The organism is Achromobacter denitrificans NBRC 15125, assembly GCF_001571365.1.
Taxonomy (GTDB): Bacteria; Pseudomonadota; Gammaproteobacteria; order Burkholderiales; family Burkholderiaceae_B; genus Achromobacter; species Achromobacter denitrificans.
In genome coordinates, this window is record NZ_BCTQ01000051.1 from 1 (window position 1) to 15,529 (window position 15,529).

The 15,529-nt window shown below is 69.7% G+C and carries 18 protein-coding genes; 3 read left to right on the forward strand and 15 right to left on the reverse strand.

Features of this window, described 5'->3' with window-relative positions:
* The 9 genes from ADE01S_RS27705 to ADE01S_RS27745 all read right to left on the reverse strand — a co-directional run.
* Nucleotides 1-915: MFS transporter (locus ADE01S_RS27705; protein WP_062684987.1), on the reverse strand; the 915-nt coding region annotated here is incomplete at its 3' end.
* A 2-nt stretch (nt 916-917) separates the two neighbouring features.
* Complete coding sequence (locus tag ADE01S_RS27710; protein WP_062684988.1) at nt 918-1,337, reverse strand: cupin domain-containing protein; 420 nt, start codon at nt 1,335-1,337, stop codon at nt 918-920.
* A gap of 58 nt (nt 1,338-1,395) precedes the next feature.
* Complete coding sequence (locus tag ADE01S_RS27715) at nt 1,396-3,525, reverse strand: TonB-dependent siderophore receptor (protein WP_062684989.1); 2,130 nt, start codon at nt 3,523-3,525, stop codon at nt 1,396-1,398.
* 124 nt (nt 3,526-3,649) lie between these two features.
* Complete coding sequence (locus ADE01S_RS27720) at nt 3,650-4,528, reverse strand: helix-turn-helix transcriptional regulator (protein WP_228468510.1); 879 nt, start codon at nt 4,526-4,528, stop codon at nt 3,650-3,652.
* 94 nt (nt 4,529-4,622) lie between these two features.
* On the reverse strand, nt 4,623-4,955 hold the full coding sequence (locus ADE01S_RS27725; protein WP_062684990.1) for a hypothetical protein: 333 nt from the start codon (nt 4,953-4,955) through the stop codon (nt 4,623-4,625).
* Nucleotides 4,956-5,223: 268 nt separating this feature from the next.
* A complete protein-coding gene (locus ADE01S_RS27730) occupies nt 5,224-5,496 on the reverse strand; it encodes a DUF3820 family protein (protein ID WP_062684991.1) in 273 nt (90 codons plus the stop codon).
* 5 nt (nt 5,497-5,501) lie between these two features.
* Entirely contained in the window at nt 5,502-6,050 is a 549-nt protein-coding gene (locus ADE01S_RS27735; RefSeq protein ID WP_062684992.1) for a cysteine hydrolase family protein, read from the reverse strand.
* A gap of 63 nt (nt 6,051-6,113) precedes the next feature.
* A complete protein-coding gene (locus ADE01S_RS27740; RefSeq protein WP_062684993.1) occupies nt 6,114-6,689 on the reverse strand; it encodes a GNAT family N-acetyltransferase in 576 nt (191 codons plus the stop codon).
* A gap of 6 nt (nt 6,690-6,695) precedes the next feature.
* On the reverse strand, nt 6,696-7,169 hold the full coding sequence (locus tag ADE01S_RS27745; RefSeq protein ID WP_062684994.1) for an OsmC family protein: 474 nt from the start codon (nt 7,167-7,169) through the stop codon (nt 6,696-6,698).
* 167 nt (nt 7,170-7,336) lie between these two features.
* Between ADE01S_RS27745 and ADE01S_RS27750 the strand changes: the two genes are divergently transcribed.
* Together ADE01S_RS27750 and ADE01S_RS27755 are read left to right on the forward strand one after the other, a co-directional pair.
* On the forward strand, nt 7,337-7,762 hold the full coding sequence (locus tag ADE01S_RS27750) for a copper resistance protein NlpE (protein ID WP_062684995.1): 426 nt from the start codon (nt 7,337-7,339) through the stop codon (nt 7,760-7,762).
* Nucleotides 7,763-7,845: 83 nt separating this feature from the next.
* Nucleotides 7,846-8,595: an ABC transporter substrate-binding protein gene (locus ADE01S_RS27755; RefSeq protein ID WP_062685017.1), complete on the forward strand. Its 750-nt coding sequence runs from the start codon at nt 7,846-7,848 to the stop codon at nt 8,593-8,595.
* A 105-nt stretch (nt 8,596-8,700) separates the two neighbouring features.
* Here the strand turns inward: ADE01S_RS27755 and aliA are convergent, their stop codons facing one another.
* From aliA to badH, 4 genes are read right to left on the reverse strand one after another with little or no spacing between them, the layout of a single operon-like run.
* On the reverse strand, nt 8,701-10,341 hold the full coding sequence (gene aliA / locus ADE01S_RS27760; protein ID WP_062684996.1) for a cyclohexanecarboxylate-CoA ligase: 1,641 nt from the start codon (nt 10,339-10,341) through the stop codon (nt 8,701-8,703).
* 31 nt (nt 10,342-10,372) lie between these two features.
* The gene (gene aliB, locus ADE01S_RS27765) at nt 10,373-11,524 is read right to left on the reverse strand and encodes a cyclohexanecarboxyl-CoA dehydrogenase (RefSeq protein ID WP_062684997.1); all 1,152 of its coding nucleotides are present in this window, start codon (nt 11,522-11,524) and stop codon (nt 10,373-10,375) included.
* Between the two features lie 53 nt (nt 11,525-11,577).
* Entirely contained in the window at nt 11,578-12,360 is a 783-nt protein-coding gene (gene badI / locus ADE01S_RS27770; RefSeq protein WP_062684998.1) for a 2-ketocyclohexanecarboxyl-CoA hydrolase, read from the reverse strand.
* 34 nt (nt 12,361-12,394) lie between these two features.
* A complete protein-coding gene (gene badH, locus ADE01S_RS27775; protein WP_062684999.1) occupies nt 12,395-13,162 on the reverse strand; it encodes a 2-hydroxycyclohexanecarboxyl-CoA dehydrogenase in 768 nt (255 codons plus the stop codon).
* Nucleotides 13,163-13,336: 174 nt separating this feature from the next.
* Here badH and ADE01S_RS27780 point away from each other — a divergent pair, with 174 nt between their 5' ends.
* Entirely contained in the window at nt 13,337-13,804 is a 468-nt protein-coding gene (locus tag ADE01S_RS27780) for a MarR family winged helix-turn-helix transcriptional regulator (protein WP_087881485.1), read from the forward strand.
* Nucleotides 13,805-13,849: 45 nt separating this feature from the next.
* On the opposite strand, the gene ADE01S_RS27785 is transcribed toward ADE01S_RS27780, so the two are convergent.
* Together ADE01S_RS27785 and fmdA are read right to left on the reverse strand one after the other, a co-directional pair.
* On the reverse strand, nt 13,850-14,182 hold the full coding sequence (locus ADE01S_RS27785; protein WP_062685001.1) for a zinc ribbon domain-containing protein: 333 nt from the start codon (nt 14,180-14,182) through the stop codon (nt 13,850-13,852).
* 10 nt (nt 14,183-14,192) lie between these two features.
* Entirely contained in the window at nt 14,193-15,422 is a 1,230-nt protein-coding gene (fmdA, locus tag ADE01S_RS27790; protein WP_062685002.1) for a formamidase, read from the reverse strand.
* Nucleotides 15,423-15,529 lie beyond the last annotated feature (107 nt).

The following is a 15,529-nucleotide window of genomic DNA, read 5'->3' on the forward strand; positions in this document are numbered from 1 at the left end:
CGGCGCCCAGCCCGCGGCCTGCGCCAGCCAGCCCAGCGCCGCCGCGCCCGACGCCGCGAGGCCCAGCGCCAGCGCCCGCCGCGCGCCCAGCCTGCCGATCAGCCACGCGCCCCCGCCGCAGCCCAGCAGCACGGTAACGACGCCGCCTGCCATGCCGATGCGGCCCACGTCTTCCACCGGCCAGCCCGCGTCCACCAGGAACAGCTTGGACAAGCCATAGCCGGCCACGGCCGTCATGGCCGACAGGAACGCCGCCACCGCCAGCGCCCAGGCGCCGGGCCGGCGAATGAATCCGGCCAGCGTGGCCTTCGGCCGCGCCGCCACCGGGCCGGCCTCCGTTTCCCGCCAGGTCGCGGCCAGCGCCAGGCTGAACGCCACCGCGGCGGCCAGCACGGCGACCGCCGCCGTCTGGCCGAGATAGCCCGCCATGATCAGGCAGCCCGGGCCGCCGAAGAAGAAGCCCATCATGGTGCCGCCCACCTGCGCCGCGTTGGCGCGCGCCAGGGCCTGGCCCTCGAAACGCTCCGCGGTCAGCCCGTCGGTGGCGATGTCCTGCGTGGCGCTGGCCAGCGACGCCGCCGCCATCAGGGCCACCACCCAGGCGGCGCTGGCCGAGGAAATTCCCAGCGCCGCCACGCCCGCCAGGCAGGCCAGCACCACCGCCTGCAGCGGCACGATCCAGCTGCGACGCCGCCCCAGGGCCGGGTTCCAATGATTGTCCACCACCGTCGCCCACAGGAACTTCAGGACCCACGGCAGCCCCACCAGCGGCAGCCACGCCAGCGCGCGCAGGTCCGCGCCGTCGCGGCGCAGCAGCGTGGGCAGGGCTTCCATCGCGACGCCCAGGGGAATGCCCTGCGAAAAATACAAGGTGGCCACCATCAGGAAGACGCGTCCGTTCTGCTTGCCGGTCATGTTCAAGGTTTCCGTTGCGGTTGCGCCGCGGCGCGGCGGTGTTCGCTGCCATGGCCCGGCGTCACGAACAGGATCTTGCCGGGACAGGCGATGTGCAGCCGGTGCCACACGCCGCGCGGCACCACCGCGCAGCGGCGGCTGTCCAGCAGCACGTCGGTCTCGGCGCCGCCCTCGCCAGCCAGCGTCAGCACCACGCGGCCTTCCAGCACGCACAGCATCTCCTCGCCGGCCGGATGGCGCTCCCACACGTCGCCGTGCACGTCGGCGTCGCAGGCCACGGCCTTGACGCCGACCAGCCAACCTTCGTCTGGAGACAGGCGGCGCTGCCTGCCGACGTCGCGCAGGGCGCCGTCGTTGCCCAGCGCCATGAAATGATCGAGCCAGTCGAAGACCGGCGGTACGGGATGGGCCTGAGCCGTCATCGGGAAACCTCCTTGTTGCGGTCATGGCGGGCGGCGCGGGCGGCGCCGCCCGCGCGGTTCAGTATTGGGCGCGCAGCGTCAGCATGACGTTGCGGGGTTCGCCGTAGCGGTTGTTCCAGGACGTGCCCGACAGGCTCTGGTAGTAGCGGCGGTCGAACACGTTGTTCAGGTTCAGGGACGCCGTCAGGTGCTTGTCCAGCCGGTACGCCATGCGCAGGTCCACCAGCGTGTAGCCGCCCTGGCGCAGCGTGACGGGCCCCGAGACGGTCGAGTACCCCGACTGCATCTGCACGCCGCCGCCCACGCTCAGCCGCCGCTCCATGGCGGGTAGCGCGTAGTTCGTCCACAGGCGGAAAATATGCTTGGGCGTGAAGCTGGCGAACGGCTGGCCGTTGGAGACGGAATCGGACAGGTACTTGCTGGTGTTGAACGTGTAGCCCGCGGCCACCGTCCAGTAGGGCGTGACCTGGCCGCTGGCCTCGGCCTCGAAGCCGCGGCTGCGGACCTCGCCGCCCGACACGTAGTAGCAGTTGTTGCCCACGCAAGGCCAATCCGGATCCTGCTGCGCGCGGTTCTTCTGCTGGATCTGGAACACCGCCAGCGACACGTTCAGCGCGCCGTCGGCCAGCGCGCCCTTCACCCCCGCCTCGTAGTTGGTGCCCGTGACCGGGTCCAGCGGCTTGCCTTCGCGGGTCAGCTGGCTTTGCGGCTGGAACACCTGCGCATAGCTGCCGTAGAGCGACCATTGCCGGTCCAGGTCGACGATCAGCCCGCCGTAGGGCGTGAATTCGGGATCGATATCCTGGCGCGCGCCCGGAGCGCTCTGGTTCCACCAGCTCATGCGGCCGCCCAGCACCAGGGTCACCGGATCGGCCAGCGAAAAGCGGCCCATGGCGTAGACGCCCTGCTGCTTCAGGCGCGTTTCACCGGGCGAGGTGTAAGGCCCCACGCCGGGCTCGGGCACGCTGTGCGGATCCCAGTCGAAGACGTTCACCGGCACGTTCAGCGCCGGCGTGAGCATGCCGGTGTACTGCTCGGACGTGGTGCGCTGCGCATTGCCGCCCAGCAGCAGCTCATGGCGCCGGCCGAACCACTGCACCGGCCCGCTCACGTAGGCATCCACGCTGGCCTGCGTGTTGTCGAACTTGTACGCGCCGCCCATCAGCCGCGAACCCAGGCCGGTCTCGCGGTCGATCGCGCCGTACGCGCCCGCGTACTTCAGGTTGCTGTCGGCCGTCAGGTAGTTGGCGCTGATCTTGGCCGTCCAGCCGTCGCCGAAGCCGTGCTCCAGGTCGGCGAACACCCGCGTGGTGTCCCAGTTGAAGCGGTCCCAGGCCGCGTCCAGGTAGGTCGAGCGCGACAGGCCGATATCGCCGCCGTCCTTGTAGCGCGGCACGCCCGCCATGTTGGTGGTGGACCGGATGCGCTGGTATTGCAGCCCGGCCGACAGCACCGTGCGCGGCCCCAGATCCACTTCTCCGATGCCGTAGAACAGGGCCGACTGCTGGTCCGCGACGTCATAGAAATAGCCGCGGTCCTCGACCGCGCCGACGATGCGCCCGCGCACGCTGCCGCTGGCGTTCAGCGGGCCGCCCAGGTCCGCTTCGGCGCGGTAGCGGTCCCAGCTGCCCGCGCTGACCGTGCCGTTGAACGCGAACTCCCGCTGCGGCCGCTTGCGCACCAGGTTCACGGTCGCGGCGGGGTTGCCCGCGCCGTGCAGCAGGCCGTTGGCGCCGCGCAGGATCTCCACGCGCTCGTAGACCGCCATGTCCTGGGGCGAAGCCGCCATATTGCCCATCAGCACCGGCACGCCGTCCTGCTCGAACGAATCCACCTTGAATCCGCGCGCGTAGTACGCCGTGGTCAGCAGCTGGTAGGGCTGCACGGTAATGCCGGTGGCGTGCTGCATGACGTCGTCCAGGCTTTGCAGGTTCTGCTCCCGCATCCGCTCCAGCCCGATCACCGTGACCGACTGCGGGATCTCGCGCACCGACAGCGGCAGCTTGCCCAAGGTCGCGGTGTCCGGCGCCACGCCCGCTCCGCTGACCGTTACCGCCGGCAGCGATTGCGCCTCTTGCTCCTGCGCCTGGGCCGGCGCCGCCGCCACCGCCAGCCACAAGGGCCATTGCAACGCCCGCGCCGCCTTGCGGCGGGCCTGGCCCGCCCCCGTCTTCGACTCTTTCCGCACTGCTATCCCTCTTTATCCGTTACTGAGAATTATTCTCAAATAATTCTAGAGAGGAAGGGAAGCCCGCGCTGGCGATCGCGGAAGTCTTGCTGGCGATTGCGGAAGTTTCGCGGAGGCGCCGGAGTCAGCCGCGCGGCGCGATGCTACTGGGCAGCGCGCCGTAGCGGCGCTGGAAGGCCTTGGTGAAGTGGGAGTCGGTATAGCCGCAGGCGTAGGCCGCCTCCGACACCGAGAGCGCGCCCGCGGCCAGCAGCGCGTGCGCCTGCTCCATCCGGCATTCGCGCACATAGGCGTAGACGCTCATGCCGAACAGCTTGCGAAAGCCCGTCGTGAGCTTGTTGACGTTGATGCCCGCCTGCCGCGCCAGTTCCGGCAGCGAGGGCGGATCCTGCAGGTTCGCGGCGACCCTTTCGCGCGCGTGATGCAGGCGCTCGACATCGCCGCGCGCCAGGCCGTGGGCGGGCTCGTCCGGCGCCGCCGGCCGCAGCGCGCCGAATGCCAGCGCCGTCAGTTCCAGCGCCTTGCCCGACAGGTACATGCGCTTGAGCGCCCCCTGCACCGGGCAGGCCAGCATCTGGTTGCCCAGGGCCTGGATGGCGGGCGCCACCCGCAGGTTGGCTTCCGCATAGGGCTGCCCGGCGGCCGGCGCGCGCAGCAGCGCGGCCAATTGCGCCGGCTCCATGGAGAGCGCGTCCCGCAGGTTCTCCAGGCCGGTGCGCAAGGACACGAACCGCAAGGCCTTGTGCGCGCCGAACTCGTGTTCCATGCCCATCGCGTCCTGGCACAGGCTCAGGTGCAGCGAGGGCCCGCTCACGCGCCTGGCCGGGGCGCCGCGCACGCTATAGCGCAGCTCGCCGTCCAGCACCAGCACCAGCTTCAGCCCGGGTTCCAGGCGCTCGTGCACCCGCTCGTCGCGGCCGAAGCGCAGCGTGCCGCCGGCCAGCGACATCGCGGGCGTGGCGGCCGATACGGTCCAATCGGGTTCGGGGCGGGTGGCGGTCACGGCAGCGGTTCCCCGCTATGTTGATGAGATTGAATATTATTACCGTTTGACCGAAACGGAAAGCCGGCCGCCCGCCAGCGGCCCCGGGGCTTCCCTACTGCTGCTGGCGGCGCTGCTCCAGTTCCTTCAGGCATTGCGCCACGCCTGCCTGCATCTGCGCGTTCGATACCGCGGCGCGGTCCGACACTTCGCGGCAACGCGCGTATTCGGCCTGGCTTTCCGGCGTATCGCGGACGATCGCCGGCGCCGCGTTGGGATCGGGCGTGACCGTCATGCGCAGCGTCGAGGGCGGCGAGAGGCTGCCGTCCTTGGAGCGCGCGCTGGGGTATTGGTATTCCTGCGTGACGGGCGCGGCATTCTGCGCTTGCGCGACGCCGGCCGCGCACAGCGCGGCCAGCAGGAACGCGGAGACGCGGAGTTTCTTCATCGCCGGGCCGCCCCAGGATGAAAAGCCCTCTTCGGAGGGGCGGTCAGTCCGCATCGCGGGCGCAGCGTGGGGGGTATTCGTCATGGCAACCTCTCTTCGATGAACCGGCGCGCCGAAGCCTGCGGCCGATGGCCCGGCCTGACACGCGACGCAATATCGTATCCCTGCCCGCCGCCGCGCGACGCTACACAAGCCTCTACAGTTGTTTCCTGGAGTTTCGCGCCCGGGCGTTGCCTGGTTCGCTTCAGGGCGAGATTCAGGAGCGGCTTCAGGGCTTGCCGACCGATTTGCCGGCGGGCTTGCCCGGCGACTTGTCCGAAGGCTTGCCGGCGGACTGGCGCAGCGGCGCCAGCAGCGACGACAGGCCGTTGTGGTCCAGTTCGTGCATCAGCGCCAGCAGCCGCCCCAGTTCGCCGGGCGGAAAGCCCTTGCGGGCGAACCAGGCGAGGTACGGCCCGGGCAGGTCGGCGATCAGGCGGCCCTGGTACTTGCCGAAAGGCATGGCGCGCGTGACCAGCAGGGACAGCAGTTCGGGATCCATGCCGCTCACCGCTCCGCCGCGCCGAAGACGATATCGGCGGCGGGAATGGCGGCGATCTTCACGCCGAAACTGGAAATCGAGGACAAGGTCGCGTTGTGGTGGGCGCGGATTTGCGCGCCCGCGGCATGCGGCTTGTCCTGGGTGGTGTGGGCGTCGGCCGCCAGCACCACGGAATGGCCCAGCGCCGCCGCGCGGCGCACGGTGGTGTCCACGCAGAACTCGGTTGCGTAGCCGCACACCACCAGCCGCGACACGCCGGCCTCTTCCAGCACCTGGCCCAACGTGGTGCGCAGGAAGGAATCGGGCGTGGTCTTGCGCACGCGGATGTCGTCCGGCAGCGGGCGCAGGCGCGTGTCCAGTTCCCAACCGGGCGCGCCGTGGGCCAGGCCGCTGCCCGGGCTTTCGTGCTGGACATAGATGACCGGCACCCCGGCCTCGCGGGCCCGGTCGGTCAACGTGTTGATGCGCTCCAGCACGTCGGCGGCATCCGCGGGCGGCGGAGAGTTTTCGAACAGCGCGCGCTGCACGTCGATCACGATCAAGGCGGATTCCATGGTATTTCCGGAGTGGCTAGTGCCGCCCAGTCTACCGCCAAACCGGGCGCCTTTCCGTCTGATTCAGCCGCACTCCGCGCCCACCGTTTCCGGCGGCCAGGTGCGGGCGTACATCCAGAAATGGCGCGGTTCGCCGCGCACCACCCGGTACGCATGCAGCAGGCCTTCGCGGCGGAAACCGCAGCGTTCCAGCACGCCCGCCGAGGCGGCGTTCGACTCCAGCACCGTGGCCTGGATGCGCGCGAAGCCCAGCGTATGGAGCGCCCAGCCGGTCAAGGCCGCGCACGCCTGCGTGGCCAGGCCCTGGCGCCAGCGCGCCGGCGCGATGTCGTAGGCGATCTCGGCGCGGCGCTGCGGCAGCGCGATCTCGTTCAGGCCCACGGTGCCGACCAGCCGGTCATCCGGGCCGACGATGGCGAGCCGCATGCTGTGCGAACGGCCGGGTTGCGCGTAGGCCTGGATCAGATCGGCCAGGGCGCCCTCCCCGTCCAGCCGCCAGCTGGTGTGGCGCGTCACCGCCTCGTCGCGCAGGTATGCGTACCAGTCGGCGGCATCCTCGGCGCGCATGGCGCGCAGGCGCATGCCCGGCGCGCCCAGGGCGGGATAGTCGCGGGGCCAGTCGGCGAAGGCGGGCACCATCGCGGCTCAATCCGCGCGGACGATGCGGGGTTCGCACGTCACCGGGAAATTCACCGAATTGGCGATGAAGCAGAAATGGTGCGCCCGGTCGTGCAGCGCCGCGGCCAGCGCCGCGTCGTCGCCGGCGGCGATGGTCACCACGGGCCGCAGCGTGACCCGGGAAAATGCCCCGCCGCGCTCGCGGTCCTCGACCATCACGCCTTCGGCCTCGTCGCGATAGGCCGCCACGGTCACGCCTTCGACCGAGCAGAAATGCAAATACCACAGCTTGTGGCACGCCGCCAGCGACGCCACCAGCATGTCCTCGGGATTCCAGCGCGCCGGATCGCCGCGGAACGCCGGGTCGGACGAACCCGGCACGTCGGGCTTGCCCTCGGCCTGGATCAGGTGATCGCGGGAATACGCCTTGTAGCTGGAAGTGCCGGTGCCGGTATTGCCGGTCCAGTCCACCGTGACGTGGTAGCGATGTTCGCCATTCATGGGAATCGTCCTATTCTGGTGTCATGCCGCCGAGCGCGCCGGCCAGGGAAGACGCCAAGCGTAGCGCATGCGCGCGGGCGGAAGAAGCGCCGCGGCCTTACATCCCGTTTCAGCACCGGCGCGTTACTGTCCGTATCGTGAATACGTTTGCCACACAGGAGCTCGCCATGATGAAAACCACCCTGACCTGCGCCCTGACGCTCGCCCTGCTGGCCGGTTGCGCCCCGTCCCAGACCGTCTCCGGGCGGGCCGCGCCTCCCGACGGCCACACCGCCCGCAATTCGCTGGACTGGCCCGGCAGCTATGAAGGCACCCTGCCCTGCGCGGACTGCCCCGGCATCCGCACCCGCCTGACCTTGATGCAGGACGGCCGCTACGAAAGGCAGACCCAGTACCTGGACCGCCAGCCGCAACCCGAGGCCGTGACGGGCACCTTCAGCTGGGAGTCCGACGGCAGCACCATCCGGCTGGACGCCTCGGGCGACAGCCAGCGCTACTTCGTCGGCGAAAACCAGGTGACCATGCTGTATCGCGACGGCACGCGGCCCACCGGCCCGCTGGCGCCGCACTACATCCTGCGCCGCGCCCAATAGCGCGCCCCGCAAGGCCCGCGCTTCCGGCTATGCTTGCCGCAACGTCCGCGCCGCGCGGCGCGGCCCCTCACGCCAAGGACACCATGAAGACCGACCACGAGCTGCTCTCCGCCTTCGCCCCTACGGGCAAGCTGCGCGCTTCCATCAACCTGGGCAATCCCATCCTGGCCAACACCGACCCGGCCACCGGCCAGCCCGGCGGCGTCTCGGTGGACCTGGCCACGGAACTGGCCCGGCGCCTGCAGGTGGAACTGGAGCTGGTGGTGTTCAAGTCCGCCGGCGAATCCGTCAACGCGGTGGCCGCCGACCAGGCCGACGTGGGCTTCTTCGCCATCGATCCGCTGCGCGGCGAACAGATCGCCTTCACCGCGCCCTACGTGGTCATCGAGGGCGCCTACCTGGTGCGCCAGGATTCGCCGATCAACGCCATGGACGAAGTGGACCGCAAGGGCCAGCGCGTGGTGGTCGGCAAGGGCAGCGCCTACGACCTCTACCTGACGCGCGAACTCAAGCAGGCGGAGATCTTCCGCGCGCCGACCTCGCCCGCCGTGGTCGACACCTTCCTGCAGGAAAACATGGAAGTCGCCGCCGGCGTGAAGCAGCAACTGGAAGCCGACGCGCAGCGCCTGGGCGGCCTGCGCCTGCTGGACGGCCATTTCATGCTGATCCGCCAAGCCATGGGCGTGCCCAAGCGCCGCGGCGAGAAGGCCAGCGCCTACCTGGGCGCCTTCGTCGAAGCCATGAAGAAATCGGGATTCGTGGCCGAAGCGCTCTCGCGCCACCGCATCCAGGGCGCCGCCGTGGCGCCGCTGGAGCCGACGCCCGGCGCCTGACCTGAAGGCGGCGGCGCCCCCGGCGGTTGACCGGGCCGCGTGACGGCCGGGCCGATCAGGCAGCCTCCCGGGCCCGTCGGCCAGGCGACATCGCTTGCCTGCCGGCTAGGCGCCCTCCCGCAGCATTTCCCGCAGGCGGAATTTCTGCACCTTGCCGGTCGGCGTGCTGGGCAGGCTGTCGCGCACTTCCAGCCTTTCCGGGATGTACTGCAACGCCACGCCCTGCCCCTTCAGGAACGCCACCAGTTCCGCCAGTTCCAGCGCGCCGCCGGGCTTGAGCGTCACCACGGCGCAGGCCCGTTCGCCCAGGCGCTCGTCCGGATAGGCCACGATCGCCGCCTGGGCCACCGCCGGATGGCGGTACAGCAGGGATTCGATTTCCACGACCGGGATGTTCTCGCCGCCGCGGATGATCACGTCCTTGCTGCGGCCCGTGATGCGCAGATAGCCCTGTTCGTCGATGCGCGCCATGTCGCCGGTGTCGAACCAGCCGTCCGCGTCGGTCGCGTTCAGGTGGGGCCGCTTCAGATAGCCGCCGAAATTGGAGCAGGAGCGCAGCCACAGATTGCCCACCGCGCCGGCGGGCAGCTCGGCGCCGGAGGCGTCCGCCACCTTGATCTCGACGCCCGGCAGCGGGCAGCCGTCGGTGGTGTAGGCGCGAGCGTCCTCGTCTTGCGGCCGGGTCAGCGTGACCGCGCCGTTTTCCGTCATGCCCCAGGCCGAAATGATCTTCGCCCCCAGCACCTGGCGGGCCTGCTCCACCAGCGGCCCCGGGATCGGGGCGCCCGCGCACAGGAAGACGCGCAGCGTGGGCACGCCCTGCCCCGACTGCGCGACCTCGCGCGCCAGGTCCGTCAGGAACGGCGTGGACGCCATGCTGAACGTGGCGCCGTGCTCGCGGATCAGGCCGGCCGCCGCCGCAGGATTCCAGATGTCCAGCGTCACGGCCTCGCCCCCCAGGTAGATCGGCATCATCAGGCCGTACATGAAGCCGGTCTGGTGCGCCATCGGCGACCCCATCAGCACCACGTCGTCCGCGCCCAGCCCCAGGCGGTCGGCGTAGGCGGCGATGTTGGAGAACGTGGTGTTGGCCGTGTGCATCACGCCCTTCGGTTCGCCGGTGGTGCCCGAGGTGTAGATCAATTGCGTCACGTCGTCCGGCCCGGGACGCGAACGGCCGAGAATGTCGCGGGCGTCGGGCTCGGCCTCCCAGCGGGGGTCGGACAGCAGCGCCTCGAAGCTGTCGGGGCCGTCGCCGCCCACCGCGATCACGCGCTCCAGCTTCGGCAGGTCGGCGCGCAGCCCCTCGGCCATCGCCGGATAGTCGAAGCCGCGGAACCGCTGCGGCACGATGAAGACGCGCGCCTCGCCGTGGCGCAGCATGAACGACAGCTCGCGCTGCCGGAAGATGTGCATCAGCGGGTTCATCACCGCGCCGATGCGCGAGCAGGCCAGGTAGGTGACCACGAACTGCCAGCCGTTGGGCAGCTGGCAGGCCACCACGTCGCCCGCCCCGACGCCCAGCCGCGCCAGCCCCACGGCCACGCGGTCGGCCATGGCGGCCAGCTGCCGGTAGGTGAAGCGCCGGGTCTCGCCGCTGTCGGAATGCACGGCCGTCAGCGCGGGCTTGTCGGGACGCGCGGCCGCGCCCCGGTCCAGGAAGTCATTGATGGTGAGGTCCGGCCACCAGCCGCGCGCAACGCTTTCCCGCCGTCTCGGCGCAATCAGTACAGCATCGAATTCCATGTCTGTCTCTCCGATGGTATCCAGGCCGGCGTCAGGCCGGCACCGCCTCGCGCCCGGCCCGCGTGCGCGCGATGATGGTCTTCATGATCTGCGCCGTGCCGTCTCCGATCTGGAAGCCCAGCACGTCGCGCAGGCGCTGTTCCATGACGCCGCGGTCGTAGCCGCCGTGGCCGAAAGTCAGCAGGCATTGGTGCACCACGTCGTACGCCAGCTTCGGCGCCCACCACTTGCACATGGCGGCCTGCGCGCCGTGCGGCAACTGGCGGTCCTTCAGCCACAGGGTCTGCAGGCACAGCAGGCGCGCCGCCTCGACCTGGGTTTCGCCTTCGGCCAGCGGGTGCGACACGCCCTGGAACGCCGACAGGGGCTTGCCGAAGGCTTCGCGCTGCGCCGCGTGCGCCCAGGTCTCGTCCAGCGCGGCCCGCGCCACCGCCAGCACCTGCAGGCCGATCAAGGCCCGCGAGTAGTCGAAGCCCTGCATGACCTGGACGAAGCCCTCGCCCTCGCGCCCCAGCAGGTGCCCCGCCGGGACGCGCACATTCTCGAAGAACAGCGAGCCGCGCCCGATGGCCCGTTGCCCGTGGCAGTCGTAGCGGTTGCGGGTAATGCCGGGCAGATCCATGGGCACCAGCAAGGCGGTAACGCCCCGCGCGCCGGACGCCGCCGTGCCGCTGCGGCCGAACACCACAGCGGCGTCGGCCTGGTCGGCCGCGGATATCGACGCCTTCTCCCCGTTGAGCACGTAGTGGCCGTCCACCCGCTCCACCCGCAGCCGCAGGTTGGCCGCGTCCGAACCGCCGCGCGGCTCGGTCAGCGCGATGGCCAGCAGCGCTTCGCCGCGGGTCAGGCGCGCCAGCCACGGCCGCGCCACCTCCGGCCGGCCGTGCTGCGCCAGGATCTGGCCGTTGAGCGAGGCCAGCAGATTGATGTAGGACAGGCTGAGGTCGGCGCGCGCGATCTGCTCGTGGATCACGCCGGCGGCCAGGCAACCCAGCCCCTGCCCGCCGCAGTCTTCGGGCAGCTCGGGCGCGATGAAGCCCAGGCTGCCCATCTCGCGCATCAGCCCGCGGTCCAGCGTCCGCGTGGCGTCGCGCTCAAGAAAGCCCGGCGCCACGCGCCCGGCCGCGAAACGGCCGGCGTGTTCCGACAGCGCGGCCAGGTCCTCGTCGATATAGGGATTCATCTCGTCTCCTGCGGCCCGCCGGACTTGGCGGCGGGCTCATGCGTGGCGGGGCGCTACCGGGTGTGGCGGCGGAAATCGGGCTTGCGCTTTTCCTGGAAGGCCCGGACGCCCTCGCGCGATTCCTCCGTGTCGTAGTAGAGCTTCAGGGCGTACATGCCCATGCCCGCGATGCCCGCCTGGTGCGCCGTGTCCATGTTGAAGGACCGCTTGGCGATGGCGATCGCGGTGGGGCTCTTCTCCATGATCTCGTCGCACCATTTCCGCACCTCGGCGTCGAGCTGCTCCGGCGGCACCACCGCATTCACCAGGCCCATGGCCAGCGCCTCGGCGGCGCAATAGCGGCGGCACAGGTACCAGATCTCGCGGGCCTTCTTCTCGCCCACCACGCGGGCCAGGAAGGCCGTGCCGTAGCCCGGGTCCACCGAGCCCACCTTCGGCCCCACCTGGCCGAACACGGCGCGTTCGGACGCGATCGTGAAATCGCAGATGGTGCACAGCACGTTGCCGCCGCCGATGGCGTAGCCCTGCACCCGCGCGATCACGGGCTTGGGCACGTCGCGGATGGCGCCGTGCAGTTCTTCCATCGGCAACCCGATGGTGCCGCGCCCGTCGTATTGCCCGGCGTGGGCGGATTGGTCGCCCCCGGTGCAGAAGGCCTTGTCGCCGGCGCCGGCCAGCACGATCACGCCGATGTCCGCCGCATAGCCGGCGCGGTTGAGCGCGTGGATCAATTCGTCGCAGGTGCGCCCGCGGAACGCGTTCATCTTTTCCGGGCGGTTGATCGTGATCCAGGCCGCGCCGTCGCGCACCTCGTAGAGTATGTCTTCGTAGTTCATGGGGGATTCCAGGAAAGAAGGAGTCAAGGCGCGCTCAGCCGTTCATGGTCAGGCCGCCGGACACGCTCAGCACCTGCCCGGTGACGTAGGCGGCATCGTCGCTGGCAAAGAACAGGATGGCGCCGGGCAGGTCCTCCGGCTGGCCGATGCGGCCCAGCGGAATGGCGCGGGTAAAGGCTTCGACCAGCTTTTCGGGATTGCCGGCGCCCTCCTTGTAGCTGGCGAAAAGCGCCGTATCGGTGGGCCCCGGGCAGACCACGTTCACGGTGATGCCGTGCCGCGCGTGCTCGCGCGCGATGGTCTTGGAAAACGCGACCAGGCCGCCCTTGCAGGCGGCGTACACCGCCTCGCCCGAGGAACCGGCCCGCGCCGCGTCGGAGGCGATGTTGACGATGCGCCCCGACTTGCGCGCCGCCATGCCCGGCAGCACCGCGTGGTGCATGTGCAGGGCGCCGATCAGATTGATGGCGATGAGGCGCTCCCATTCGGCGGGCGCCGTTTTCGTGAAGGGTTTGAAGATGTCCCAGCCCGCGTTGTTCACCAGCACGTCGACGGGCCCCAACCCGGACTCGACCGCCGCCACCGCCGCGTCCACCTCTTCGCGGCGCGTGATGTCGCAGCGCAAGGCCAGCGCCCGCCCGCCTTCGGCCTCGATGGCCGCCGCCACCGCGGCCGCCGCTTCCTGGTCCAGGTCCAGCACGCCCACGGCCGCGCCTTCCCGGGCGAGCCGCCGGCAGGTCGCCCCGCCGATGCCGCCCCCGCCGCCTGTCACGATCGCAATCCTGCCGCTCAGTCTCCGCATGATTTCCTCTGCCTCGGTTTGCAGGCTTGGTATCCTTACCCGACTGGCGGGATACGCCACCCAAATACGTAAATATGTTTACCTATATTAGCGATCGCCGATAGCGGTAGGCAAGCCTGGAAAGAGCAAGCAGGACCTATGGAAAACCCTAAAAAAAATACAGAAATCGCGCGGATGGAGCTGGCCAACCGATTGTTTTTCCGCTTGTATCAATGCGCAAACATGCTGCATAAAACCGGAAGCCGGGCGGTGGAACACCTGGGCTTGACGACGCAGCAGTGGGCGGTGCTGGGGGCCCTGTCGCGGCCCGAGGCGCAAGCGGGGATCAGCGTGGGAGACCTGGCCCGCTACCTGATGGTCAGCCGGCAGAGCCTGTCGGGCCTGATCAGCCGGATGGAGCGCGACGGCCACATCGCAAGCGCGCCCGACGGGCGGGACCGCCGCTCGCGCCTGATCACCATGACGGCATCCGGGCGCAAGGTATGGAGCCAGGACGCGCTGCCGCGCATCCACGAATACTACGAAGGGGCGCTGGACGAGTTCTCGATGGGAGACCTGAGCCATACGCTGCACTATCTGCTGAAGCTGCTGGAAAACATGCAGCGCCTGGACGACGCCGCGCCGCGCGGCGAAGCGGAATAGGCCCGCGGCGCGCCGGGGGGCCGGCGCGCCGCGAAGCGCGGGCCGCTAGTGGCTGATCATCCAGGGCCTTGCGCCCGCGAATGACTTCGCCCCGTCGGACGCCGTGCGCGTCTTGCCCGACCGGGATCCGCCGGAACAACAACCGCAGTTCATGCCATGGCCGGCGCGCGAACTGCGCGGCTCGTGCGCGCTGCGTTCATTGGCCGCGCGCGCCCGGTTCACCGCCGACGACAGCGCGGAGATCGCCGGCGCTCCGCCCACGATGCGCTCGGAAGGTTCCCCGCATTGCGGGCAGGCCGCGGGATCGCGCCACCGCGCCAGCGGCGTGAGCGCCGCGAACTCGCCGCAGCGGCCGCAGGCATAGTCGTACATGGGCATGCCGGCCTCCCTAGCGGTCGCGCGACAGCGGCATGTCCACGCCGCCCTGGACATGCTTGACGGGCCCCGACGCCGACGGCTGGATGTCGAAGTCGAAGATCTCGGTGGGCAGCCAGAGCGTTGCGCAGGAGTTGGGGATGTCGACCACGCCGCTGATGTGCCCCTGCACCGGCGCGCACCCCAGCAGGGAATACGCCTGGGCGCCGGAATAGCCGAACTTCTTCAGGTATTCGATCGCGTTCAGGCAGGCCTGCCGGTACGCCACGTTGACGTCCAGGTAGTGCTGCTTGCCCGACTCGTCCACCGAAATGCCTTCGAAGATCAGGAAGTCCTTGTAGGCGGGCGCGATCGGGCTGGGCTTGAAGATGGGATTCTTGATCGCGTATTTCTCCATGCCGCCCTTGATCAGCGACACGCGCATGTGCACCCAGCCCGCCATTTCGATGGCGCCGCAGAACGTGATCTCGCCGTCGCCCTGCGAGAAATGCAGGTCGCCCACCGACAGCCCCCCGCCCTTCACGTAGACCGGGAAAAAGACGCGGGCGCCGCGCGACAGGTCCTTGATGTCGCAGTTGCCGCCGTGTTCGCGGGGCGGCACGGTGCGCGCGCCTTCGGCCGCCGCGCGGTCGCGGTCCGCGCCTTGCAGGCCGCCCATGTGCGCGGTCTTGGGCGCGGGCGGATTGGCCAGCGGCGGCACGCGGTTCGGGTTGGTGTCGATCAGCGCCTGTTCGCGGCGGTTCCAGGTATCCAGCAGCTTCTTGTCGGGCAGGCAGCCGATCAGGCCGGGATGGATCAGGCCCGCGAAGTTCACGCCGGGAATATGCCGCGACGAGGTGAATATGCCGTGGAAATCCCAGATGGACTTCTGCGCATGCGGGAAATGCTCGGTCAGGAATCCTCCGCCGTTGTTGCGGCTGAAGAAACCATTGAAGCCCCACATGCTCTCGGGCTTGGCGCCGATATCCAGCAGGTCCACCACCAGCAGGTCCCCGGGCTCGGCGCCCTCCACGCCCACCGGGCCGGACAGGAAGTGCACGGTGGACAGATCCACGTCGCGGACGTCGTCGGCACTGTCGTCGTTCTTGATCGCGCCGCCGGTCCAGTCGTAGGTTTCCAGGACGAAGTCATCCCCCGGTTTCACCCATACGGCCATGGGAATGTCCGGATGCCAGCGATTGTGGATCTGCGCGTTGTCGTAGGGGGATTGGGCCAGGTCGACCCTGATGAGCGTGTCGGTCATTCTCTTTCATCTCCAGCGTAACGTGTTGATAAAACAGAAATTTCTATCACCGACCGCATGGCGCGGACGGGCCTCAGGGCCTTCCGGCGGATCGTTGATATGTGAAG